This window comes from Streptomyces sp. NPDC058773 (genome assembly GCF_042746015.1).
In the GTDB taxonomy this organism is placed as follows: domain Bacteria; phylum Actinomycetota; class Actinomycetes; order Streptomycetales; family Streptomycetaceae; genus Streptomyces.
Genome location: NZ_JBHYPE010000025.1, coordinates 78,517 through 101,921, shown reverse-complemented (window position 1 = coordinate 101,921; position 23,405 = coordinate 78,517). Strand labels below are relative to the sequence as shown.

Genomic DNA, 23,405 nt, shown 5'->3' with positions numbered 1-23,405 from the left:
ACGGGCCACGGGCTCAGCCCAGCCTCGCCCGGGGCACCACTCCCCCGGCGACCGCCTTCTGGCGCGGCGCCCCCGCCCCCGTCCAGCACGAGCCCCGCCGGGCCACCAGACGCCGCAACCACAGCTCCGTGGAGACCAGTTCGGCCAGCCCGTCCAGGGGCAGCGGCGCGCCTTCGGCCGCCGACCGCAGTGCCCGGCGGACCACCCGCGCCTCCACCAGGCCCGCGTCGGCCAGCAGTGGCGCGTCGAACAGCCGCACCAGGTCGGCGACGGCGCCGCGCAGCCCCGCGCGTACCGAGGCCGCCTGGGTGAGCTGCGAGGCGGCCCCCCAGCCGGGCGGCAGGTCCCGGACCCCGGCGCCGGCCAGGACGGAGCGCAGCACCGCGGCCCGCGCCCCCGGCTGCACCCGCAGGGTGTCCGGCAGGGCGCGGCAGGCGAGCACCACCTGGTTGTCGAGGAACGGGGCGTGCAGCCGCTGGCTGCGGACCTCGGCGGCCTGCTCGAAGACCCGGTGGTCGGCGGCCTGGCGGGCCAGCGCGGCGCGGGCGCGGCGCTCGCCGGGACGGCCCACCGCGGGCGAGCGGTGCGCCGCATCGCTCAGCCGAACCGATACTTCAGCCAGCGCCTCGCCCGTGAGCCAGCGCGCCGCGGGCCCCGGCCGGCACCAGGCCAGCGCGGCCAGTGAGGCGTCCACGGCCCCGCCGGCCACCGGCTCGTCGGCGAACTGCCGCTCCAGGAGGCGGCGCGCCGTATCGGCGATTCCGGTCGCGTAGGGCATACGGGCGAGCCGGCGGGCCGCACGGTAGACGGTGAACGGCACCAGGACGGACTGCGCCGAGGCGCCGTCCGCTTTGGCCAACGCCGTGACCGGGCGCAGCAGATGGCGTCGGCGGCGGTCCATGAGGAGGTCGGCGAGCCGGGCCGGGTGGGCGTCGAGGACCTGGCGGGCGCCGTGTCCGACGAAGTGGTCCGCGCTGCCGGCCAGCAGCCGCCGGCGGTGGCGGCCCGCGGTGACGAGGGAGGGGCCCGGCTCGTCCGTGAGCGGGCCGCTTTCGAGGTCCGCATACGGGAGGGCCTCTTCGCCGGCCGCGACGACGACATGGTGCAGCCGCGGGTTGTCGGCGAGGGTGCGGGCACGCTCCAACTCGGCGTCCCGGCCGTCCTGTCCGCCCTGGGTGGCACGGTCGTTGAAGGTGACCGCCAGGAGGCGTGCGCCGTGACCGTTGAGCCGTCCTGGCCGGCCGGGGAGGCCGGCGGCCAGCAGGGCGAGGGTTCCGGAGGCGCTTCCTCCGGAGAGGTCGGCGCCGACACCGGGGGCCGGTGCCCCGCGCGCCGCGCGCCGCTCGGCGGGTCCCATCCCGGGCACCGGGCCGGGGTCGAGGCCGTCGAGCGCGTCCGGATCGGGGACGTGCCGGGGCCCGGCCAGCCGGGCGCGGACGGCCTCGACCAGGGCGTCGCGGACGCCCTCCACGGCTTGTTCCGGGGCGAGTTGGGGCGCGGCGACGGCGAGCGAGGCGGTCGGCTCGAAGGAGGTGAGGTCACCGGCGCCGCCGCGCAGCACCAGCGCGTGGCCGGGCGGCACCCGGCGGACCCCTTCGTACGGCGTGCCGTCGCCGAGCGCCTCGGGGACGTCCGGGCAGGCCAGCAGCGCGGCGAGGTGGCCGATGTCGAGACCGGCCTCGACGAGGTCGGCGAGCGGCAGGGCGGCGGTGGCGTACGCGGTGCCGCCGGCCCAGGGCGTGTGGAATACGGGGCGGGCGCCGGCCAGGTCGCCGGTGACGGTGATCCGCCGGCCCACCTGGACGACGGCGGTGTAACTGCCGGGCCAGGCCGTGAGATGCCGCAGGGCGCCGCCGCGCGCCGCGAACAGGCCGACCTTCAGCTGGTCGTCGGTGGCGCCGCAGACGCCGAAGACCGCGAGCCGGGTCTCCGGGTCGGCCTGGACGACGCGGACCTCGTCAGGGCGCCAGTCGCCGACCGCCCAGAGGGGGTCGGGGCCGGGCCAGAGGAGCTGGGCGCCCACGGGGAGGACCGTATGGCTCTCGTCGCCGGCCGCCGGTCCCGTGGCGGCACTGCTCCACCCGACCAACCAGCGCATCGCCGCCTCCACCCGATTCCCCGTGCGCCGGCGCCGACGGCCGCCCGGTCAGCGGACCGCCCGGCCGTCACCGAGCTGTTGTGCGGACCATGCTGCCATGACAGGGGCACGAAGAGGTGCCGGAGCGGGCCTGTATATGGGCAGTTCGCGGGCGGGCGGCCATCAGGGGCCACCGGCGGGCCCATGGGAGGTGTCACGGACCGCCGTGCGGACGGGCCGGGCGCGGCCGGGCGGAGGCGGCGGAGCGCCGGCGGGGCGGCCGCGCGGGCCGGCCCGGCGGCACACCCGCGCGGTGGGCGCGGGCACTCCGCCGCATCGGCCCCGGAAGGCCCCCCGTGTGGCCCCCGGGGCGGCTCCGTGGGGGCGGCGGCGCGAATTCATCGCCCGTCGTTTTTCGGCCAAAGTCCGTTCCATACAGCCCAGTTGACACTTTCCGGCGCCGCGTCAACCGGCGGCCCGGCCGGTCGGCGTCACGTCCGTGCGACGGTCCGGGAGGCGGGCTGCGCCCCCCGGACCGGACCGTCACCCGCGGGGAATTGAGGTGACGGTATCCCCCAGCCCACTGGATCCAGTGCAGCGGGCCGACCCACGCAGAAGCCATGGAAGCGCTCCCGAATGCGGGCGGCCAGCGCGCACGCACGGGCGCACGGGCACACGTACCCGGAGCACATGCCAATTCCCGCACCCCTGTTTGAACACGAATCTCGCCATCCGGGACACCGGCACTTAACGGTCGGGATGCGGCGAACTACTCTGGGTGGACGCATGCCCCGGGGTACCGGGGCGGCCGTCGCTGTGTCGAGGGGTGCGCATGTCCAGGGATATACGCGGGCCGAACGAAAAGCTCGGCACCGTTCTCGCCCTCGCGGGTATCAGCAATGCCGGACTGGCGCGCCGGGTCAACGACCTGGGTGCGCAGCGCGGGCTGACGCTTCGTTATGACAAGACGTCGGTGGCGCGCTGGGTCTCCAAGGGGATGGTGCCCCAGGGCGCCGCGCCCCATCTGATCGCCTCCGCGATCGGCAGCAAGCTCGGCCGTCCGGTCCCGCTGCACGAGATCGGGCTGGCCGATGCGGACCCGGCACCCGAAGTCGGCCTGGCCTTCCCCCGCGACGTGGGCGCCGCGGTGCGGTCCGCGACCGAGCTCTACCGTCTCGATCTGGCCGGGCGGCGGGCCGGCGGTGGCGGCATCTGGCAGAGCCTGGCCGGATCCTTCGCCGTCAGCGCGTACGCCACCCCCGCCTCGCGCTGGCTGATATCCCCGGCCGACAGCTCGGTGGCGCGGGCGGCGGCCGAGGCCCGGGACAAGGACGCCGCGGCGGCCGGCGACGCCGGCATCCCGCAGCACGTGGGCCACAGCGATGTCAGCAAGCTGCGGGAGGCGGCCGAGGACGCGCGCCGCTGGGACTCCAAGTACGGCGGCGGGGACTGGCGTTCGTCGATGGTGCCGGAGTGCCTGCGGGTGGACGCCGCGCCGCTGCTGCTCGCCTCGTACAGCGACGAGGTGGGCCGGGCGCTCTTCGGGGCGACCTCCGAACTCACCCGTCTCGCAGGCTGGATGGCTTTCGACACGGGCCAACAGGAGGCCGCGCAGCGGTACTACATCCAGGCGCTGCGGCTCGCCCGCGCGGCCGCCGACGTCCCGCTGGGCGGCTATGTCCTGGCCTCGATGTCCCTGCAGGCGACCTACCGCGGCTTCGCCGACGAGGGCGTCGACCTCGCCCAGGCCGCCCTGGAACGCAACCGCGGACTGGCCACGGCCCGCACCATGAGCTTCTTCCGCCTGGTGGAGGCGCGGGCACAGGCCAAGGCCGGCGAGGCGCGCGCCTGCGAGGTGGCGCTGAAGGCCTCCGAGGGCTGGCTGGAGCGCTCCCGCGGCGGCGATCCCGACCCCTCGTGGCTGGACTTCTACTCGTACGAACGGTTCGCGGCCGACGCCGCCGAGTGCTACCGCGATCTGCGGCTGCCCCGCCAGGTCCGCCGCTTCACCGAGCAGGCGCTGTCCCGGCCCACCGAGGAGTTCGTCCGCTCGCACGGTCTGCGCCTCGTCGTGTCCGCGGTCGCCGAACTGGAGTCCGGCAATCTGGACGCGGCCTGCGCGGCGGGCACCCGCGCGGTCGAGGTGGCCGGGCGGATCTCCTCAGCCCGCACCACCGAGTACGTCCGCGATCTGCTGCACCGGCTGGAGCCGTACGGCGACGAGCCCCGGGTGGTGGAGCTGCGGGAGCGGGCGAGACCGCTGCTGGCGGCGCCCGCCTAGCGCGGGGGCGTCGGGACGTGGTCGGCAGGCCGGCACGGAGCGGGCCTCCGGCCGCGCGGTCCGCGTACGGGCCCGGCCGGAACCGGCCTCCCCGGCCCGCCCCGATCGGCATTGTCAGTGCCGGGCGTCATGATGGGATACGTCGTCGGCGATGATGCGCAGGTCCGTGGCGACGGGCCGGCCTGCGGTCATGCGGTTGGGGAGGTGCAGTGGCGGCGTACGACTGCGACGTGCTGGTGATCGGTGCCGGCATCGTCGGACTCTCTACGGCCTACGCGATCACGCGTGCCGCGCCCGGTACGCGCGTGGTGGTCCTGGAGAAGGAGTCCGGCCCGGCCCGCCATCAGACCGGGCGCAACAGCGGCGTGATCCACAGCGGCATCTATTACCCGCCCGGTTCGCTCAAGGCCCGCTTCGCCCTCCAGGGCTCGGCCGAGATGGCCAAGTTCTGCACCGAACACGACATTCCGCACGAGGTCACCGGCAAGCTGATCGTCGCCACCGACCGCAGCGAGCTGCCGCGGCTGCACGGCCTCATCCAGCGCGGCCGGGAGCACGGCCTGCCGGTGCGCGAGCTGGGCCCCGCCCAGATAGCCGAGTACGAACCCGAGGTGCGCGGCCTGGCCGCCATCCATGTCGGCACGACCGGCATCTGCGACTTCGGCGCGGTCGCCCGCCGCTTCGCCCACCTCGCCGAGGACGCCGGCGCCCGGATCCGGTACGGCTCCGAGGTGACGGCGATCGGCCGCCGCCCCGGCCGGGTGGCGGTGCGTACGTCCGACGGCACGGTCCACCGCGCCCGCGCCCTGGTCAACTGCGCCGGACTGCACTGCGACCGGATCGCCCGGCTGGCCGGCGACGCCCCGGGCATGCGGATCGTCCCGTTCCGCGGCGAGTACTTCACCCTCGCCCCGGACCGCGCCTCCCTGGTCCGTGGCCTGGTCTACCCGGTCCCCGACCCGGCCTTCCCGTTCCTCGGCGTGCATCTGACCCGCGGCACCGACGGCGCCGTGCACATCGGCCCGAACGCCGTCCCCGCCCTGGCCCGCGAGGGCTACGACTGGCGCACGGTCCACCCCGCCGAGCTGGCCGGCACCCTCGCGTACCCCGGCTCCTGGCGGATAGCCCGGCGCCACTGGCGTTACGGCGCCGGCGAGCTGCACCGCTCGGTCTCCCGGCGCGCCTTCGCCGACGCGGTCCGCCGCCTGCTCCCGGCCGCCCGCGAGGAGGACCTCGTGCCGTCCCCCGCCGGCGTCCGCGCCCAGGCCGTCCTCCCCGACGGCACCCTCGTCGACGACTTCCTGATCGCCGACTCCCCCGGCATGATCCACATCCTCAACGCCCCGTCCCCGGCCGCGACGGCTTCGCTGCCCATCGGGCGGGAGGTGGCGCGGAGGGTGCTGGGGGTGCTGGGGACGGGGCGCGCGTAACGCGGAGCGGCTCCCGGCCTTCCGCATGTCCCGGAGTTCGGGAGGTCGGAGGGCCGGGAGCCGGGAGAGCCGTGGTGTCGGGGACCGTCAGCTGGTCGGTGCCTTGAATGCCTGGATGCTCGACTTGTCGTGGCTGAGCCCCTCGCCCTGGATGAAGAGCGTGTTGGTGTGTCCGTCCCAGGCCAGCGACATGAGGTCCGGGGAGCCCAGGGCGTGCTTCGGGTCGTAGAGCGTGCCCAGCACCTTCTCCTTGCCGTCACGCAGACCGAGCGACACCAGCACCGGATCCCGGCCGGCGGGACCGGTGGCAGGCGCCGTGGCCACCGCGATCAGCCCGTCGGTATCCAGCGCGGCGGCTGCCGCGCCCGACTTCTTCCACAGCAGCTTCCCGGTCTTGAGGTCCATGGCCGCCATGCCGCCCGAACCGTAACCGGACACCAGCACGTTCTCGTCCTCGTCGACGAAGGTGTCGCGGGGCTCCAGGCTCAGGTCCTTCAGTTCGCCTTCGAGTTTGAACGTGTGGTCCGGCTTCCCTTCCTCGGTGTAGGTGGAGAGGGAACCCTCGGCGTCGATCGCGTCGGCCTCGGCGCTCATCCGGATCGTCAGGGGCCGGTCGGACAGAATCTGCCCGACCGCCCGGTCCTCGCCCGACACCGTCGAGTGGATGCCGCTGTACTCCAGGTCCTGGAGGGCCAGCTGCTTCTTCGGCTTCGCGTCGGAACAGACGCTGCCCACGGCCCGGTACTGCGGGCTCAACCCCACAGTGGTGGTGCAGTCATGGCCGCGCGCGGTCAGCTCCCAGACCTTCGCGCCGCCGGTGATGGTGAAACCGGCGTAGGTGTCCCCGATCGCGACGGCGACGACCTTCGAGTTCACCACCATCTGCGGGCTGTCCTCGGTGCTCTCGCCCTTGAGGTTCTTCGACCAGAGCGTCCGGCCGGTGTCCGTGTCGACGACGGAGAGGAAGGAGCAGTCGTCGCCGCCCGCGTCGAAGACCACGGCGCCGACGCCGTCCTCGCTCGGCTCCTTGGACATGGCGCAGAGCTCACCCGCGCCCTTGGGCGTCTTGACCTTCCACTGCTTCTTGCCGGTCTTGCGGTTGTAGGCCCGCACGCCCTCGCCGTCGCCGAGGATGATGTCGTCGTTGTTGAACCACAGCGAGCGCAGGTTGTTCTCGTCCTGTCCCTCGCGCTCGGACACGGGCGACGGCGCTTCCCAGATCCGCGGAATGGCGTTCGCGGGCCGGTCAGCGGCCGGGTCGGCGGAGTCGTCCCCCGACAGGAGGAAGTACCCCCCGACACCGGCCCCGATCAGCACGACCATCGCGATCGCCAGGATGAGCGGCACGGGAGCCCCGCTGCGCGCCGGACCGGGGGACTGGCCCGGCCCTTGCGGGAACGGTCCCGCCGTGGGCCCGCCGGGGAACGGCGCCGGTCCGGGCACCTGCCCCTGATTCTGGGCGTACGGCGGGGGCGGCTGCTGGCCTCCCTGCGGCCCGGCCGGCCCGGGGTAGCCCTGCTGCGGCGGCCCCTGGGGCTGGCCCATGGGCGGGGGGAACTGCGCGGCACCCGGACCCGGCTGAGCGGGCGGAGCGCCGTACGGCCCGGGGGCGCCGTACGCTCCCGGACCGGCGGGCGGCTGGCCGGGCTGTCCCGGGGCGGGATATCCGGGGGCTCCCGCGGGCGGACCGGGCTGCTGGCCCTGGGGCGGGACGGGCGGCGGTGCGGCCTGACCCGGTGTCGGCGGGCCGGCGGGCACCGCCCCCTGGCCGGGCGGCTGTGATCCCTGCGGATTCCCGGTGTATCCCTGGCCGCCCTGCGACACGTTGAACCAACCCCCCTGTTTGTTTTGCCCACGTCAGCCCCGCATCGTATGCGGGGCGCTACACACCGCGCCAACCTCCCTTTCCGCAAAGGGTCCGGCCCGTCCGCCCCGTCCGGCGCCGCGGCTGCTCGGGGGTGAGCCTCGGCCCTCCTCCCGCCGGACCCGCGCCCCGTAGAATCGACGCACTGTGTCCGAGAACCCCGTCACCCCCGCCACCGCCGCCACGGAACCAGACGTTCCGGCGGCCGTCGCCCCGGCCTCCGCCGCGCAGGAACCCACCGCTCCGGAAACCCCCGGCCTCGGGGCCACCGCCGTCTCGGCGGCCACCCCACGGCGCGGGGAGCCGATGTTCCCCGACGGGACAGGTCCCGCGGCCGACCCCGCCGGCTCCCACCACGAGCGGCGGATCCGCTCCTTCCAGCCCCGCCGCAGCCGGGTCTCGCCCAGTCAGGCCGACGCGCTGCGCCGCCGGTGGGCGACCTGGGGGCTGGACATCGACGGGCTCTCCCGGATCGATCTCGACGCCTTCTTCGACGGGCGGCCGGTCGTGCTGGAGATCGGCTTCGGAATGGGCGAGGCCACCGCGCAGATGGCCGCCGCCGACCCGGACACCGGCATCCTCGCCTGTGATGTGCACACCCCCGGGCAGGGCAATCTGCTCGGTCTCGCGGAGCGGAACGGCCTGTCCAACATCCGGGTGGCCAACGGCGACGCAATCATCCTGCTGCGCGAGATGCTGGCCCCCGCCTCCCTCGCCGGCCTGCGCATCTTCTTCCCCGACCCGTGGCCGAAGAAGCGCCACCACAAGCGACGCCTGGTCCAGCCGGAGTTCCTCGCCCTGGCGACCACCCGGCTCGCGCCCGGCGCCCTGGTCCACTGCGCGACCGACTGGGAGCCGTACGCCGAGCAGATGCTCGAAGTGCTCTCCGCCGAGCCGACGCTGGAGAACCTCCACCCCGGTTTCGCACCGCGTCCGGACTTCCGCCCCCTGACCAAGTTCGAGGGCCAGGGCCTGGACAAGGGGCATGTCGTCCACGACCTCCTCTTCCGCCGCCGCGACACGTAAGGGCAGCCCTTAGGGTCGACGGGTGTACCCGTCCCAGCCGCCCCCGCACCCGCCGTACGCGCCCGCCCCTCCCCCGTACACACCGCACACCCCCGGGCACTCCGGCCCGCGGCGCCGCCTGCTGACGGCGCCCTGGCGCAGCAAGACCCTCCGCGCGGTCGCGCTGGTGTCGCTGCTGGCACTCTCCGGCGTGCTCATCGTCGGCATGGTCCGCCAGGAGACCGGCACCGAAGGCTTCCTGGTCGGTCTCGGCCTGGCGGTCTTTCCGGTGCCGCTGCTGGTGGCGGCGTTCTGCTGGCTCGACCGGGTCGAACCGGAGCCCTGGCGCAACCTCGCGTTCGCCTTCACCTGGGGCGCCTGCGCCGCCACCCTGGTCGCGCTCCTCGCCAACGGCTTCGCGACCGACTGGCTGGCCGCCAACATCGCCTCCACCTCGCCCTCCGAGGCCGAGGCCTGGGGCGCCACGGTGATCGCCCCGGTCGTCGAGGAAGTGGTCAAGGCCGCCGCCGTGCTCTTCCTCTACCGCTTCCGGCGGCGCGACTTCGACGGCATCACGGACGGCATCGTCATCGCCGGCATCACCGCCACCGGTTTCGCCTTCACCGAGAACGTGCTCTACCTGGGCAACGCCTTCGGTGAGGATCAGTCCCTGGGCCACTCCGGCCTGGACTCACTCACCGCCGGCACCTTCTTCCTCCGCATCATCGTCTCCCCCTTCGCCCACCCGCTCTTCACCATCCTCACCGGCCTCGCATTCGGCATCGTCGCCACCCGCTACCCCCGCCGCCGCGCCGCCCGCTTCGCCCTCGCCCTCCTCGGCCTGCTGACCGCCGTCCTCCTGCACGCCATCTGGAACGGCGCCTCCGCCCTGGGCGACCTCGGCTTCCTCATCGTCTACGGGCTCTTCATGGTCCCCGTCCTCATCGTCCTGACCTGGCTGGCCATCTGGGCCCGCAACCAGGAACTGCTCTCCCTGCGCGGCTACCTCGCCCCCTACATCACCGCCGGCTGGCTCACCCCCACCGAACCCACCGCCCTCTCCTCCCCCAGAACCCGCGCCCTGGCCCGCACCCTGGCCCGCCGCACCCAGGGCCCCGCCGCCGCCCGCGCCGTCACCGAATACACCACCGTCGCCACCGCCCTCTCCTTCCACCGCCGCCGAGCCCACCTCATGGGGCCCGCCCCGGACTTCGCCCTCCGGGAACGGCATTTGCTGGAGCATTTGCGGGGGTGCCAGGCGTGGGGGCGGGCGGCTTTGGTGGAGGCGTGGCACGACAGCCGACACAGGTAGGAAAGGGGCTGTCCTTGGTGATCGCAGCGGTGTCACGGGGGCTCCCCTGAGAGCCGCAGAGCAGGTCCGGCCACCCCTCACATGCGCCGCGGCCCCCGCTAGGCTCGGAGATGTGCCCGATGACAGTGAATGGACAGCGCCAGAGGGCTCATGGGCCTCGTCGGCTGCACGCCGCCGCAACATGCAGGCGATCCGCAGTCGCGACACCAAGCCTGAGCAGCGGATCCGCCGTCTGGTCCATGCCCAGGGGCTGCGCTACCGCGTCTCTGCCCGCCCGCTGCCGGACCTCCGGCGAACCGCCGACATGGTCTTCCGCCCGGCGAAGGTCGCCGTGTTCATTGACGGCTGTTACTGGCACGGCTGTCCAGAGCATTACGTCCCGCCCAGGACGAATTCCGGTTACTGGTCAGAGAAAGTAACCAGAAATGTCACCCGGGACCGCGATACCGATCAGCAGCTGACCAGCGCGGGCTGGCTCGTACTCCGGTTCTGGGAGCACGAGCCAGCGGAACTATGCGCGGATAAGATCGCCGCGACGGTCATCCAGCGACGCTTCAGCGGGCGCAACTGACACTTCCAGCACCTCGGCAATCTCCGACTGCTGGAAAGCGCGCTTACCCCTCTTCGCGCCCAGCCGCTCGATCTGCAGGCCCTCAAGCAGCTCTTCACGATGCTCGGGCTGCAGCACGGAAGCAATAGCCTGACCAACAGCCTGAGCCACCGGCGGAGGGAAGGCATTCCCCACCTGGCGGTATTGCGCTGTTTTGCCGCCCTGAAATTCCCAGGTCGGCGGGAAGTGCTGGATGAGGGCAGCCTGCTGGACAGTCAACATCGGCCCTTCGGGACGAAGGAATTCGCGCTCAAGATGCTTGTCCCGGTCGATGCGCTTCACGCTGTCGATATCGTCTGCAACCCCCAGGCCATTGACACCCAAGGCGCGCCAGGCAGCCTTAGCCCTGCTCGGCCCCAGGTCAGCGCCACCGTGCTTCTTAGACCCACCGACGAGCGTGGGCGCTACAGCCCCCGGCTGGTCTGCCTTGTCACGCCACGCTTCGTAGGCATCCTTAATCCGGTCGACGTCACCCGGAAATTCTTCGATCAGACGGTCGCGGCGATACTCCATCGTCTTCTCGAGCGCCTCGAAGACATTATCCTTCCGCTCCGTTACACCGACTGGCCACGGGAAGTCATCAAGCCCCAGCCCCGCCCGCTTTCGATCCTCTTCACGAATAGCCACGAAGATCGAACGCGGCCGCAGCTGAGGAACGTTATAGTTGCGCGCCTCAAGGAGATGCCAGCCGCAGAACCAGTAATCCATACCTTCAATGCTCTTGATGATCGAATTGCAGTATTCGTCGAACTTTGCGTCCATGATGCCGCGGACATTTTCGATCATCACGGCTCGGGGCTTGAGGGCATCGATCAGTCCGACCATGCGCGGGAACAAGTCGCGCTCATCGTCGCCGCCGAGCTGCTTCCCGGCCACCGAGAAGGGCGGGCATGGCACCCCTCCGGCCAAGAGGTCAAGCTCATTTTCTTCAAGCCCTCTGCCGCCAAGAGCAGCCATCGCTCGATGGGCATCGAACTCTGATACGAGATCCTCATTCAGCGCCTCACAGCCACCCCACCCTTCGTCCTGAGAAAGGTTCTTCTGAAGGGTGGCGTGCGCGTACTTGTCGATCTCGACTAGGGCAAGGTGCCGGAATCCCGCCCCATGCAAGCCGAGTGCCTGCCCCCCTGCTCCTGCGCAGATCTCGATCGAGGTCAGCGAAGCGCTCTCGTCACGGCTGCTCGCGCCCATGGGCGTCGGTCCTCCTGGTGTGGCTCAAAGCAGATTCTCAAGTGTCGCAGAGTTCTCGGCTGCCGCTCACGAATCGCAGCTGCCCGGTGGTCTGCTGTCAGCACCAGAAGTTTCCCAGCACAGGTCAAGTCCGCTCCTGGCAGGGCCTCCTGCCAGGAGCGGAACTCTCCTGCGACAAAGCGCTAGCCGCGGCCGATGTGCTTGAGCATCGCCCGGATATCCTGCGCGTCCAGGCCTCCGGCCATGGGCGGTGCCTCCTGCAGATCCGCGAGCTGCTGGACGGACGGGTCATCCAGCACCCTGGCCATGAAGTCCAGCTTCTGCTGTAGACGGACCGCCACCACTTCGTCCACCGTCTCCTGGGCCGCGAGAACGGTAACCCGGGTCTCGACACCGGGCTCCAGTCCAAGCCGGTGGATCCGGTCGAGACTCTGCAGATACCGGCCCGCCATGAAATCCCGGTCCACGTAAACGGCGTCATGGCATACCTGGTGCAGGCTGATGCCCTCTCCGAGCGTGGCCGGATTCGACACCAGCACCATGCAGTCCGGGTCCTCACGGAACCGTCGCAACTGCTCCTCGCGATCGGGCGTCCCGCCGTGGACAATCGCCGGCTCGAAGTTCTCCAGCAACCTGCCCAGCGACGTCAGGCTCCGCACAAACGTCGACCACACCAGCGTCTTGCGTCCCTGCGCCGCGTTGGCCGCCACAATCCTCGCGGCTTCCGTGTACTTGGGGGCCAGCTCGTAGCTGGGGAGTTCCTTCAGCAGCTCGTAGAGGGAGTCATCCTGCGGTATCTCCAGCGGGGGAAGGCGGTACTCCACCGGTTCGTGCTTGCTGCTCCCTTCGAGGAGCAGCGCCGGATTGGTCGCCGCCATCAAGAGCCGGAGGGCGGACTTGCCGAGGGCGGCGAAGTCATCAGCGGAGGGCTCGGCCCGCGCCGACATGTCGCCGACAAGCGCCTGGTAAATCTCCCCGTGGAGCGGAGACATCGTTACGGGAACCATCACCGGCTCCAGCGGCGGAAGCTCCAATTCGTGCTTGGTGGTCCGCGTGAAAAGCGGGCGGAGCGCGGAACTCGCATGCGCCAGGTCGCCGTCCGCAACCGCCTGGGCAACGGAGCGCTGTCCATAACCAGGCCAGACGAAGCCCAGGAGGTTCTCCAGATCCTTGGCGCCGTTCGGTGCCGGCGTTCCCGTCAGGATCAGTCGTCGCCTGGCCAGCGGCCCCAGGGTCATGCATGCGGCACCGTACGTGCCCCGTGAGCCAAGCTTCATGCGGTGCGCCTCGTCCAGAATGATCATGGAAGGGGCGTCCTGCAGCCAGGCCGCGAGAAACGGCAGCGAGCGGTCCAGCCGTTCGTAATTGACGATGAGGATCTCGGCCCACTGATCGCGGGCAGACTCCAGAAGCATCGGGCGAGGGCGGTTGCGGAAGCACGCGCCACTTTCGTAAAGCCACGACTCGTAGGCCGACTTCGGACTGACGACCATGAGCCGGCTCACCTCGCCCTGCTCCTTCATCGCGGCGTAGACAGCCAGCCCGACCCGGGTCTTCCCGGCCCCCGGAACGCTGAAGTTGGCGCCATGCCGGAGTGACAGCAGCTTCGCGATGTCCCGCTGCTGGAATTCTGTAAGCGGAGCGGCCCAGTTGCTGCCCAGCAGGTCCGCGACCTCATTCGCGGCCAGCCGCTGCTGGGCGTCCGGCGCTTCCAGCTCCTTCCGTACCGTTTCCGCGTCCTGGATGCTGGAGGCAACTAGGTGCCTGAGCTCTGGTTCCCAGCTGACCCCCTGAGGGTCGGACCAGCTGCCGACGGCGCTGAGATGAGAAAGAAGGTCATCGATCTCAACGATCACAGCGAGGGGGCCGAGCTGGCCGCCCGAGCGAAATCGGGCAGCCAGCTGGACAAGTTCGGAGCGGTAATCTTCAGTCGTCCTCAGGACGACCTTGGTGTGTGACGTATCGAAACCGAGGTGCAGCGAGACGCCGCTGCCCATCTCCGGCATCAGTGACGCCCCGCAGACGCGGCCTCAAGCAACCACCTGACGCCCTCTCCGGGCTCGTGGGAGCCACGGCCGGCCTGCTGCGCCAGCTGCCGAAGGCTGTCCCTCAACTTGAGGGCCGCTTCGTCAAAGGCCGGTTCATCCAGGCTGTGCGAGGCGCGCGCCTTCACCAGCTCGCCCACGCAGAGTTCGATCGCGGCGCAAGCATCCATCAGCCGCTCGGGCGCGATCTGCTTCCGCTTGCGCAGTCGCGCGTGACGTCCGGCCCGGTCGATGGCCTTGTCGAAGGCCGTGTGCACATCATCCTGCAACTGCTGCGCCTCGCGCTTCTCCTCCTCGCTCGTCTCCGACGCCGCAACACACGCCTTGGCCTGGAGGACACGCCTGTTGAGCTCACGTGCAGCGGACACCTTCGAAGAGGCTCCCGGGACAGAAAGACCCAGACCGGGTACCGAAATGCTCTCCTCCTGCTCCGCCTCTGGCACGAGACGAGGAGGAAGCACGGACGACAGATAGTTCTCCTGGAATCCTTCCTCGATGTGCCGGACATCCGTCTTGGAGAACCCCAGGGTGATCGCTGCCATCCGGGTTTCCTTGAGGATTTCCGCCCGGTCAGGATCGGATGCGGCGAGCTTGCTGAAGTCGCGGTGGAGCTCTTTCAGCTTCTCCTGGTGGTCCTCGAAATCGACCAGCCGCAGCGCGGCTGCCCCGCTCTCACTGCGCTCGATCTGATCACGGACCACCCGCAGGATCCACCGCTCCTGGTCGTACGTCTTGACCTGGATCCGGAATGCCTTCGCGATAGCTTCAGGCGTGCGTCCCAGGCTCGCCTGCTCTTCCATGGCCAGGAGCCGGTTGATGTACGAGTAGTCGCGGCGGTGGTCCTTGCGCAGCTGCAATGACAGTTCCACCGCGTTGATGTCAGCCCAGGTGAACGACTCGGGCAGGACGCCCACACGCATGGACGCCTCACCAAGCTCGTTCAGCGCTGCTGCCCGGGTGTTGCCATTGACCAGGATGCCCTGGTGAGTGATCAGCCCCGGGTCGTTCTGCCCGTATTCCTTCAGGCTCTCCTTGAGCTTGTCGAAGGCAGGGTCGCGCCGGGTCGGATCGGCCGGCTCGGCCTTCAGCAGCGTCTCGAGGTACGCCTGCCCGGTCTGGCTCCAGGGCTCGTCCTGAAGCGTCATGTTCTTCTTGGCGTCATGAGTCCGCTGTGCGCGGATTCGATGGGTAGCCGGGTTGTAATAGAGCCCCAAGAGAGGCAGATCGATGACCTCGACGTTGAGCGGCTGACCGTTCCAGTCCACCGTCACGGTCTCCCGCGTACCCCCAGAGTTCTTCACCTCCTCCAGGCGCTTCTTGATCAGGTCGTTGAACTCGGCCGCCTTCGGCGGCGGCGGGAATTCCTGCATGGTGTACCCCAACCCCTCTACTGGCTCTCGCCGCAAACCGCCTGCTTGACGGCTCCCCGTGCCTCCGCCGGCAACGTCCGGTACGTTCCCCACAGCTTCTCAAGCAGGCTGTACGTGCGCTGGTCCGCATCGATCCACTGAGCGAGCACCTTCCGCTCAACAGGGCCGAGGCTCTCCACGCTCCGCATCAAGGCAGCCACGTCAGCTTCGCTGCCCCGGTTCCCCACCCGGCACCGGTTGCATTCAGTGACCAACTGCTGCTCTGCAGAACCATTAACGAGCATTACCTGACGGCGCGCGATGTCCAGCTGAGCGGTTCCGTGGCCATCGCCGAAGGTCTCGCCAGCCCCCACTCCACAGCTGCGGCACAGATAGCTGTCGGCCCTCATCGCATCACTGCGCTGAGTAGCGTTCAGGCGGGCCTGCGGCTTCGCCTTCCCCTTGCCCGGCAACCACACCGGCTCGCCCTCCGCCACGAAGCGATGTTCGTTGCTGTGGAGACTCGGGTCCTCGCGGTTCGTGTCAATCACCCAGCCTGCCTCACGGAGATCGCGCATGCGGCGGTCGATCTGTGCGACGCCGGGAAACGCCTCGCGCATAGCCGCCTTCGTGAACAGCTGCCCCTCACCGACCACTTCTACGAGCCACCGCGCCACACGGATCTTGCTTCCATACGACGTGTCCTGCCAGGACGGCACGTTCATATTGGTCCCACCCTTCTGCTGGCAACAAAGCCCCACTCGACCGCTGCGGAAGAACTACGGCGGCCGGTGCGTGGCTTCCATATCAGCGGCCACGGCCCGCGATTGCGAGCAGACGGCAGAGTTTCCCGGACAAACGCAACAATGGAATTTAGTCTTGCCCCCACTGGCACTACGACGAAGGCGGGGACGCATGGCACGACAGGGGCGTCGTGTGGCTGCGATCGACCCGGGGCTGCCTGCTGGCAACAAGAAGCTCGCTGAAGCGCTCCGGGCAATGCGCCCGATGCTGCCGCCAGGCCTGGAGACCTACACCGCGATCGCCACCCAGGCCGCCAGGGATTGCAACAGCGAACGCTTAAGCAAGACGACCATCTCCCGCTACTTCAGCGGCAAGCTGATAGCGCCCGGATGGTTCATATGCTGGTTACATGCGGCGATACAGCCCGGACAGTCCGGTGGGCGCACTCCTCCCCAGCTCGACGAGCTGCTGGCTCTGCAAAGGTCAGCAAACAATCCAACCGACTGCTCCGGATGCAACAGCCTCATCAGGGAACTCGGCCGCAGCGAGGCGGAACGCCTGACAGCTACGAGCCGGAGATGGCATCTTGAGCGCACCCTCGCCGAATGCCTGGACAGGGGCCGCAGAGCTGTTTCAGGAGCCGGCGACCAAGCCCGTCCGGCCTCACGCCGCAGGCCGCGCATTACCCTGCCGGTCCCCTACCACCGCGCGGACCGGCAGGATGAAGTGAACGACATCCGCGCCGCCGACAACATCACCATGCGTGTATCCGCGCTTGCCAGCCAACAGAATCACCATGAAGCGGCCGCGACACTCAGCAATGCTGCCGCGGCGTTACCGCCAGCGGAGGTAGCAGCCTTGGTTGTCTTCCTGCGCGGCCGGGAAGTCCATGACGAGGCGGAGACCCTCCTCAAGGGGTACGCACGAGATCAGTCCGCCACCGACGTCATCGGCCTCGCCTGCGGCCTGCTGAAGTACGGGCTCTCGTCTGACGCTGAAGTACTGCTCCGCGCGGCGGTCAAGTAGCTGCGGCAGAAGCCGGCCGGCCCGTCTCAGACCGCCAGCGACCCGCGCACAGTCCGCTGGCTAGAGTCGACGGAGTTGCCCTGATGCGGAGGTTGTACCGATGGCCCGGATTCCCACAGCTGCGATTGCCGCCACCGGCCTACTAGGCGGCTACGCCGTAGCCCGCTGGACCAAGAAGCGCCCCCTCGGCGGGGTCGCGCTCGCCGCTGCCGGGGCCGTGGCGGCGCGGGGGTGGCAGCAGAAGGCGGGGAATGCGACGGCGGCTGCGCTGGGTGGGATGTACGTGGCCGCGTTTGCCGGGTCGCATCCGTTGGCGAAGAAGATCGGGGCGTGGCCTTCGGTGTGCGCGGTGGCGGGTGGGATGGCCGCCGCGTCGTGGGCCGTGGTGGATCGTCGGAAGTAGGACGGAGAAGAGGACGGAAAAGGGGAGGGAGGAGGAAGCAGGCCGGCCGTGGAGCCTCGCTTCCTCCCCGTAGGCGCTCGCTTCCTCCCCGTACGTTTACGGGTCAGGCCGAAGCCTCCGCCAGCAGCGTGAGTTCCTTCTCCGTCAGGGTCACCTCGGCCACCGCCATCAGGGCCGGCAGCTGGGCGATCGTGCGGGCGCTGGCGATGGGGGCCGCGACGGTCGGCTGGGCGGCGAGCCAGGCGAGGGCGATGGTGGCCGGCTCGGCGGCGTGGGCGGCGGCGACGGTGTCGAGGGCCTGGAGGACGCGGCGTCCTCGGTCGGTGTCCGCGTAGCCGGCGGCGCGCCCGGAGCGGGCGCTGTCGACGTGGGTGCCGGGGCGGTATTTGCCGGTGAGGAAGCCGGAGGCGAGGGCGTAGTACGGCACCGCGGCCAGGCCGTGGCGGGCGGCCACCTCGGCGAGTTCGCCCTCGTAGGTGTCGCGGGAGACCAGGTTGTAGTGCGGCTGAAGAGCGACATAGCGGGCCAGGCCCTCGCGGGCGGAGCAGGCCAGGGCCTCCTCCAGGCGCTGCGCCGAGATGTTGGAGGCGGCGATCTCACGGACCTTGCCGGCCCGGACGAGGTCGTCGAGGGCGGTGAGGAACTCCGCGACCTCGAGCGACTCGTCGTCGTAGTGGGTGTAGTAGAGGTCGATGTAGTCGGTGCGCAGACGGGTGAGGGAGGCGTCGACCGCGGACTTGATGGTGGCGGGGGACAGGCCTTTGTGGCCGGGGAGGGCGCCGACCTTGGTGGCGATGACGACGTCGGAGCGGTTGCCGCGGGAGGCCAGCCAGTTGCCGATGACGGTCTCGGATTCGCCGCCCTCGTTGCCGGCGACCCAGTACGAGTAGGCGTCGGCGGTGTCGATGAAGTTGCCGCCGCCCGCCACGTACGCGTCGAGCACGGCGAAGGACTCCGCCTCGTCGGCCGTCCAGCCGAAGACATTGCCCCCGAGGGACAGGGGGGAGACGGAGAGCGAGCCGAGGGGCCTACGGGTGCTACCGGTGCTTCGGGCGGTGCCTGGGGTGCTGTGCGTCGCGGTCATGCGTCGTTGCAACGTCGGGGGAGGAGGAGTTATTCCTTCCTCTCATCCCCGACGGCAACGTCCGTCAGTCCCTTACGGGTTGACGGTGAAGAGCATTTCGGGCCCCGGGCCCCCGGTCAGACGCTTCGGGCCCCGGTCAGACATTGAGCCCGTGTTCACGCAGCCAGGGCATCGGGTCGATCGGGTCGCCGGCGTCCGGGCGTACCTCCAGGTGGAGGTGGGGGCCGGTGACGTTGCCGGTGGCGCCGACGCGGCCGATGACGTCGCCGGTGTTGACCTTGCCGGAGGTCTTCACCATCGAGGAGAGGTGGCAGAACCAGAGTTCCGTGCCGTCGTCGAGGGTGAGGACGATGCGGTAGCCGTACGACCCGGCCCAGCCGGCCTGGGTGATGGTGCCGGAGTGCACCGCCTTGACGGGGGTGCCGGTCGGCGCCGCGAAGTCCTGTCCCGTGTGGTCCGCGGCCCAGCGGTCACCGGCCTGGCCGAAGCTGGCGGTGAGCGTGTAGGAGGCGACGGGGGTGATGAAGCTCCTCGCCAGTTTGGCGAGGCGTTCGGCCTCGGCCTTCCTGCGAGCCTCTTCCTCGGCCTTGCGCTTGGCCTCCAACTCGGCCGCCCTCTTGGCTGCTGCGGCCTTCTCGGCCGACTTCTGCTGGGTGGCGGCCTCCGTTGAGGCCTGGTGGACGGCGGCCTCTTCGGCGGCGTCGCGGGCCTCCTGCTCGGCGGCGCCCTGCTGCGCGTCGGCCTGCTGGAGGATGCGGCTGCGCAGCGCCTCGCCGGCGCCCGTGCCGTTGCCCGTGTCCGCACCCGTCGTCTGCGAGAGCGGCCCGGAGACCGCAGGCGCCGCGCCGTCGGCGAGGGCCGAGGCGGTATCGGCGGAACCGGCGTCGTCATCGGATATGAGATCACCGATACCGGGCAGCGACTTGGCGTCCGGCAGCTTCTCGGAGAGGTCGTCGGCCATCCCGCCGACATCGGGCATCGAGATCGGCACCGGCGGACGGCTCTCGGCGGTGGCCATTCCGCTCGCCCCGACGGCCGCGATCACACCGACGCCGAGGACGGTGCCGCTGCGGGCGAGTCCGCCCGAGCGCTGCTTGGCCACGCGGTGCTTGCCACGGGCGGAACGGGTGGACTCCTCGGTGGGATTCCACTCCTCCCACGGTCCGTCGTCGTCACCACCACCGGGACCCGCGAAGGCACCTCGGTCGTCGAGCTCGTAGGGGGACGGGGACTCGGGGGCAGGCCTGTTGGACGCCACGGGGGCGCACTCCTTTCCTTCCTTCTCGCCTACCGGGTTAGCTGACGGGTTCGGAGCAGGAAGGTCTCCTACGGACGCCCACTGGCGGAGGGCGTCCGATTCACCCCAAGGAAGTGGTTCCCCGGTTCCCTTGGTGCCGTTCGAAGTGCTTGGGGGTGCGTGAAAAGCGCGTGCGGGATTCGGCGTCGGCGCGCGGTGCCGCCTCTTGCGACGGCTGGGACGACCGCGCTGCGTTATCGGACAGTAATAGAGATGGCGACTGAATTCCAAGCGTTCCCACGAAACCTTGTCCGCGCAGCACAACCCGCGGCATGGGCCTTTCGGCCACCGTGGCCGTAAACCGGGCGAGTTGACCACCGGCCGCTAAACGATCTCCCGGGGATTGTGCACCAGTCGTTATGCGGAGGGGCGCCTCCCGATTACGGAAAGTGAGAGCGTAACGTCGGATCATGGTCGTCAACGTCGGGAACACCGGGCACGCCGGACGTGCTGCCGGACTTGCGTGGGGAGTGGCGGAGCGGTACCGGGAGTTCTCCTGGCGGGAGGCGCGGGGCCGGTCGGAGGCGCACGAGGAGCTGACCGCGCGGATCAGCCAGGACGCCGAGTTCTGCGATCTGCTCTCCGGCTCGCTGCCCGCCGGCACCAAGCAGCAGCCGGAACTCCTGCTCGCCGCCGTCCGCTATCTCGACGGCCCGCACGCCGATCCGGGCCCGCGCGGCGCCTTCGCGTACGGACGCTGGCGCGAGTGGACGATCCGGCACTGGGACGAGGTCCGCGCGGTGATCATGCAGCGCGCCGTCCGGACCGACGAACCGGCCGGCTGCGCCGCGCTGCTGCCACTGCTCGCCCGTCTGCCGCAGCCACTGGCGCTGCTGGAAGCCGGGACGTCCGCGGGGCTGTGTCTGTACCCCGACCGCTATCGCTACCGCTACGAGGCCGGAGGCCCGGACGGGGCGGGCCACCGCACGGGCGCCCTCCGGGCCGAGCTGGGCGCCCCGGAGAGCCCGCTGCTGATCACCTGCCGTACGGGCGCAGCCGCCGGCGAGCTGCCCGTACAGCTGCCGCGGATCGTCTGGCGGGCCGGCATCGGCCCCGACCCGCTCGACCCGGTCGCCGAACCGGACGATCTGCGCTGGCTGCAGGCGCTCGCCTGGCCGGGCGAAGAGGAGCGGGCGGCGCGGCTGGCCGCGGCGGTCGACGCGGTACGGGCGGCGCCCCGGCCGCGGATGGTGCGCGGTGATCTGCTCGACGAGCTGCCCGCGCTCGCCGCCGAGGCACCGCCCGAGGCGACGCTGGTCATCTTCCACCGCGCGGTGCTGCCCTCTCTCCCGCCCGCCCGCCGCGAGGAGTTCGCCCGTCTCGTACGGTCCGTGCTCGACGGGCGGCCCGGTGGCGGCCACTGGATCGCCGACGAGCACCACTCCGTACTGCCGTCGCGCACCGCGCCCGCGCATCCCGCACACCGCCCGGACGACCCCCTGCTGCTGACCCTCGCACTCGACGGCCGCCCGGTCGCGCTCACCGGCGCGCACGGGCCGAGCCTGCAGGTTCTGGACGGGGCGGGGGACATGCCCCTATAAGCCGGCGGCCCGCCAAGCCCCTTCCGGGCCACGGCCCCTCACGCCCCCATCGGCCGCTGCACCGCCAGCAGCGCCATGTCGTCGGCCGGCCCGCCCCGCGTTCCGTTCGTGTGGCGGGTGACGTCCTCGACGAGGCTGTCCAGGAGGGCGTCCGGGCCGGGGAAGCGGCGGCCGCGCAGACTGTTCGACGGCTGGTAGCTGCGGCCGAGCAGGTCCCGGGCCGCGGTCACCCCGTCGGTGAAGAACAGCAGCAGGGCCCCGGCCGGGAAGAACGTCTCGTCCGGCCGGGTGGCCGGCTCCCCCAGTCCGAGGGGCGGCGCCGGGGTCGCGGGCGCCAGCTCGCGCAGCCCGCCGTCCGGGGTGAGCAGCAGTGGGGGCGGGTGCCCGCGGTTGAGCACCCGCAGCGCGGACTGCCCATTGGCGGAGATCTCGGCCAGCACGGCAGTGGTGAACCCCTCGGCCTGCTCCGTCCCCTCGCCCTGCCCCACGTCCGCGCGCCGCCCGCCCTCCCGTTGCAGCGCCCGCTCCAGCCGGCCCGCCACCGCCCCCAGGGTGCGCTCCTGCTCCGCCGCCTCCCGAAAGGCACCGAGGACGATCACCGCGGTCGCCACCGCGGCGGGCCCCGCGCCCCGTACGTCGCCGACGATCAGCCGTACGCCGTGCGGGGTGTCCTGCACCGCACAGAGCTCACCGCCGGGCCGGACAGCCGCCCGTGCGCCCACATAGCGGGCGGCGAGGGCGAGCCCGGCGAGCCGCTCCGGCGGTGTGGGCAGGACCGCGCGCCGGACCGCCTCCGGGACATCCCGTAAGGGGACCGGGCGGGCACCGGCCGTCCGGACGCCCCGGTTCACGGCAAGCGCCGGCAGGGCGATGACAAGGACCGTCGCGACCTCCGCCACCGCCGCGCCGTGGCCCTGTGCGGCTCCCCGGTAGGTGACGCCCCAGATCTCACCGAGCAGGGCGGCCAGGGCCGTGAGAGCGGTGCCGCGCAGCGAGTAGAGCGCCGCGGCGGCGGGCGGGGCGGCCGCGAAGAAGGGAGCGGCGGTGCAGCCGGGCGGCGCGCCCAGGCCGAGGGCGACCCCGCCGACGATCAGGAGAACGGGCAGCCACCGCACCAGCCGCCACCCGGCCCCGGCCCGCCCGGAGCCGCGCTCCCCCTCGCCCTCACGGGGCGCCGCACCTCGGAGCATCCGCACCGGCCTCTTCCCACTCCCGCCGTCCGAACGGGCACCGCCGCGCCGGTCACCACGCCGTCCCCAGACTTGCCGCTCCGGGCCGGCCCGGCGACTCCTCGGCGGCCGGACGGGTCACGGGGCCGGCCACGTCACGCACACAAACACCCACCGCCGGGACGAAAACGACAACCTCCCCGCCCCGCCCGGCGCCACCCCGTACACCCGCCTCAACCCCGCCCCGCCCAACGACACTTGAGCCGGGCAGCGGACGCGCATACGCCCGAGGGCCCGGACCGCTTTCGGTCCGGGCCCTCGGGGCGCCGTATTCGGCCGGACGGTCTTCCCGTCCGCGTCTGGTGGGCCATCAGGGGCTCGAACCCTGAACCAATGGATTAAAAGACCCGACGAACACGTGACCGACGGTCCCACGTAGTCGGTCGGTATCCGGTTTTGCCTGGTCACAGGACATATGGCTGACGCCAGGTCCAGCCTCCGACCGGCCTGTGTCACGCCGTCCGCTCACGCATCGCTCACGCATGGCGGGCGGCTGACCAGGCATTCGGCGCAGCGCCTTACGCATCGGCGTCGCAAGTCAGACAGCGACGGGTCGCCACTCGCCCGGTGTTGCCCTCGGTGGCTCGCAGCGGCTGCGACTCCGATATGCGGGACCAGGCATCTGGATCGGGGCCGGCCACCCAGCCGAACTTCGGCCCGGCGATTTCGCTGTCGGAGAGGTGGTTGCAGCCAGGCAGGTGAGCGTTCCCCGCGGGCGACACGATGATGGCGTGGGGCGGCTGCCCGTGGCGGCTGGCCTGTTTCGGTGCTTGGCCGCCAACAATGCGAGGAGCCACACCCTCGGACGGGCATGCGCACCCCGCCCCGATGATGAGATCACAGCGATCGCAGCGCTGTTCCGTCACGGCCTGTCGCCCTCCTGTCGGATGCCCGGCTCCTCACCCAAGTCCCGTGAG

General features: G+C 71.1%; 17 protein-coding genes and 1 riboswitch. Of the genes, 8 read left to right on the top strand and 9 right to left on the bottom strand.

The features are described 5' to 3' along the window. Positions 1-13: 13 nt before the first annotated feature. Entirely contained in the window at positions 14-2,098 is a 2,085-nt protein-coding gene (locus ACFW5B_RS21970) for an asparagine synthase-related protein (RefSeq protein WP_386442010.1), read from the bottom strand. Between the two features lie 811 nt (positions 2,099-2,909). Here ACFW5B_RS21970 and ACFW5B_RS21965 point away from each other — a divergent pair. Both ACFW5B_RS21965 and lhgO read left to right on the top strand, forming a co-directional pair. After that, complete coding sequence (locus tag ACFW5B_RS21965) at positions 2,910-4,358, top strand: MFS transporter (RefSeq protein ID WP_386442008.1); 1,449 nt, start codon at positions 2,910-2,912, stop codon at positions 4,356-4,358. Between the two features lie 209 nt (positions 4,359-4,567). Continuing rightward, positions 4,568-5,788 (top strand): L-2-hydroxyglutarate oxidase, encoded by a 1,221-nt coding sequence (lhgO, locus tag ACFW5B_RS21960; RefSeq protein ID WP_386442005.1) that lies wholly within the window; start codon positions 4,568-4,570, stop codon positions 5,786-5,788. A gap of 87 nt (positions 5,789-5,875) precedes the next feature. On the opposite strand, the gene ACFW5B_RS21955 is transcribed toward lhgO, so the two are convergent. Then, positions 5,876-7,333: a PQQ-binding-like beta-propeller repeat protein gene (locus tag ACFW5B_RS21955; RefSeq protein WP_386442002.1), complete on the bottom strand. Its 1,458-nt coding sequence runs from the start codon at positions 7,331-7,333 to the stop codon at positions 5,876-5,878. 466 nt (positions 7,334-7,799) lie between these two features. Between ACFW5B_RS21955 and trmB the strand changes: the two genes are divergently transcribed. The 3 genes from trmB to ACFW5B_RS21940 all read left to right on the top strand — a co-directional run bounded on the left by trmB (position 7,800) and on the right by ACFW5B_RS21940 (position 10,540). Next, a complete protein-coding gene (gene trmB / locus ACFW5B_RS21950; protein ID WP_386441999.1) occupies positions 7,800-8,678 on the top strand; it encodes a tRNA (guanosine(46)-N7)-methyltransferase TrmB in 879 nt (292 codons plus the stop codon). A gap of 22 nt (positions 8,679-8,700) precedes the next feature. Further along, complete coding sequence (locus ACFW5B_RS21945; protein ID WP_386441996.1) at positions 8,701-9,969, top strand: PrsW family intramembrane metalloprotease; 1,269 nt, start codon at positions 8,701-8,703, stop codon at positions 9,967-9,969. Positions 9,970-10,150: 181 nt separating this feature from the next. Further along, positions 10,151-10,540, top strand: a complete 390-nt coding sequence (locus ACFW5B_RS21940) for a very short patch repair endonuclease (protein WP_386442044.1) — start codon at positions 10,151-10,153, stop codon at positions 10,538-10,540. Here the strand turns inward: ACFW5B_RS21940 and ACFW5B_RS21935 are convergent. The 4 genes from ACFW5B_RS21935 to ACFW5B_RS21920 all read right to left on the bottom strand — a co-directional run bounded on the left by ACFW5B_RS21935 (position 10,481) and on the right by ACFW5B_RS21920 (position 15,889). After that, positions 10,481-11,770: a DNA cytosine methyltransferase gene (locus ACFW5B_RS21935; RefSeq protein WP_386441993.1), complete on the bottom strand. Its 1,290-nt coding sequence runs from the start codon at positions 11,768-11,770 to the stop codon at positions 10,481-10,483. The genes ACFW5B_RS21940 and ACFW5B_RS21935 overlap by 60 nt on opposite strands. 182 nt (positions 11,771-11,952) lie before the next feature. Further along, positions 11,953-13,767: a DEAD/DEAH box helicase gene (locus ACFW5B_RS21930; RefSeq protein ID WP_386442041.1), complete on the bottom strand. Its 1,815-nt coding sequence runs from the start codon at positions 13,765-13,767 to the stop codon at positions 11,953-11,955. An 8-nt stretch (positions 13,768-13,775) separates the two neighbouring features. Further along, a complete protein-coding gene (locus tag ACFW5B_RS21925) occupies positions 13,776-15,185 on the bottom strand; it encodes a hypothetical protein (RefSeq protein WP_386441990.1) in 1,410 nt (469 codons plus the stop codon). Between the two features lie 17 nt (positions 15,186-15,202). Next, the gene (locus ACFW5B_RS21920) at positions 15,203-15,889 is read right to left on the bottom strand and encodes a hypothetical protein (RefSeq protein WP_386441987.1); all 687 of its coding nucleotides are present in this window, start codon (positions 15,887-15,889) and stop codon (positions 15,203-15,205) included. A gap of 211 nt (positions 15,890-16,100) precedes the next feature. Here ACFW5B_RS21920 and ACFW5B_RS21915 point away from each other — a divergent pair, with 211 nt between their 5' ends. Then, a complete protein-coding gene (locus tag ACFW5B_RS21915) occupies positions 16,101-16,934 on the top strand; it encodes a hypothetical protein (protein ID WP_386441984.1) in 834 nt (277 codons plus the stop codon). 100 nt (positions 16,935-17,034) lie between these two features. Then, the gene (locus ACFW5B_RS21910) at positions 17,035-17,337 is read left to right on the top strand and encodes a hypothetical protein (RefSeq protein WP_386441982.1); all 303 of its coding nucleotides are present in this window, start codon (positions 17,035-17,037) and stop codon (positions 17,335-17,337) included. A gap of 103 nt (positions 17,338-17,440) precedes the next feature. Here ACFW5B_RS21910 and ACFW5B_RS21905 read toward each other — a convergent pair whose 3' ends face one another. Continuing rightward, positions 17,441-18,421, bottom strand: coding sequence for an aldo/keto reductase (locus tag ACFW5B_RS21905; protein WP_386441979.1), 981 nt, complete (start codon positions 18,419-18,421; stop codon positions 17,441-17,443). A 136-nt stretch (positions 18,422-18,557) separates the two neighbouring features. After that, positions 18,558-19,679 carry a M23 family metallopeptidase gene (locus tag ACFW5B_RS21900; RefSeq protein WP_386441977.1) on the bottom strand — a complete coding sequence of 374 codons (1,122 nt, stop codon included), beginning with the start codon at positions 19,677-19,679 and terminating at the stop codon, positions 18,558-18,560. A gap of 11 nt (positions 19,680-19,690) precedes the next feature. Further along, a riboswitch (cyclic di-AMP (ydaO/yuaA leader) is annotated at positions 19,691-19,845 on the bottom strand. 283 nt (positions 19,846-20,128) lie between these two features. On the opposite strand from ACFW5B_RS21900, the gene ACFW5B_RS21895 reads away from it, so the two are divergent. Next, positions 20,129-21,259: a DUF2332 family protein gene (locus tag ACFW5B_RS21895; protein ID WP_386441974.1), complete on the top strand. Its 1,131-nt coding sequence runs from the start codon at positions 20,129-20,131 to the stop codon at positions 21,257-21,259. A 38-nt stretch (positions 21,260-21,297) separates the two neighbouring features. Here the strand turns inward: ACFW5B_RS21895 and ACFW5B_RS21890 are convergent, their stop codons facing one another. Continuing rightward, complete coding sequence (locus ACFW5B_RS21890) at positions 21,298-22,449, bottom strand: PP2C family protein-serine/threonine phosphatase (protein WP_386442038.1); 1,152 nt, start codon at positions 22,447-22,449, stop codon at positions 21,298-21,300. Between the last annotated feature and the right edge of the window lie 956 nt (positions 22,450-23,405).

Coding starts and splice junctions, on each gene's coding strand:
- ACFW5B_RS21970 (WP_386442010.1), bottom strand. CDS start 2,098: ATGCGCTGGTTGGTCGGGTGGAGCAGTGCCGCCACGGGACCGGCGGCC.
- ACFW5B_RS21965 (WP_386442008.1), top strand. CDS start 2,910: ATGTCCAGGGATATACGCGGGCCGAACGAAAAGCTCGGCACCGTTCTC.
- ACFW5B_RS21955 (WP_386442002.1), bottom strand. CDS start 7,333: ATGGGCCAGCCCCAGGGGCCGCCGCAGCAGGGCTACCCCGGGCCGGCC.
- ACFW5B_RS21940 (WP_386442044.1), top strand. CDS start 10,151: ATGCAGGCGATCCGCAGTCGCGACACCAAGCCTGAGCAGCGGATCCGC.
- ACFW5B_RS21935 (WP_386441993.1), bottom strand. CDS start 11,770: ATGGGCGCGAGCAGCCGTGACGAGAGCGCTTCGCTGACCTCGATCGAG.
- ACFW5B_RS21930 (WP_386442041.1), bottom strand. CDS start 13,767: ATGGGCAGCGGCGTCTCGCTGCACCTCGGTTTCGATACGTCACACACC.
- ACFW5B_RS21925 (WP_386441990.1), bottom strand. CDS start 15,185: ATGCAGGAATTCCCGCCGCCGCCGAAGGCGGCCGAGTTCAACGACCTG.
- ACFW5B_RS21920 (WP_386441987.1), bottom strand. CDS start 15,889: ATGAACGTGCCGTCCTGGCAGGACACGTCGTATGGAAGCAAGATCCGT.
- ACFW5B_RS21910 (WP_386441982.1), top strand. CDS start 17,035: ATGGCCCGGATTCCCACAGCTGCGATTGCCGCCACCGGCCTACTAGGC.
- ACFW5B_RS21905 (WP_386441979.1), bottom strand. CDS start 18,421: ATGACCGCGACGCACAGCACCCCAGGCACCGCCCGAAGCACCGGTAGC.
- ACFW5B_RS21895 (WP_386441974.1), top strand. CDS start 20,129: ATGGTCGTCAACGTCGGGAACACCGGGCACGCCGGACGTGCTGCCGGA.
- ACFW5B_RS21890 (WP_386442038.1), bottom strand. CDS start 22,449: ATGCTCCGAGGTGCGGCGCCCCGTGAGGGCGAGGGGGAGCGCGGCTCC.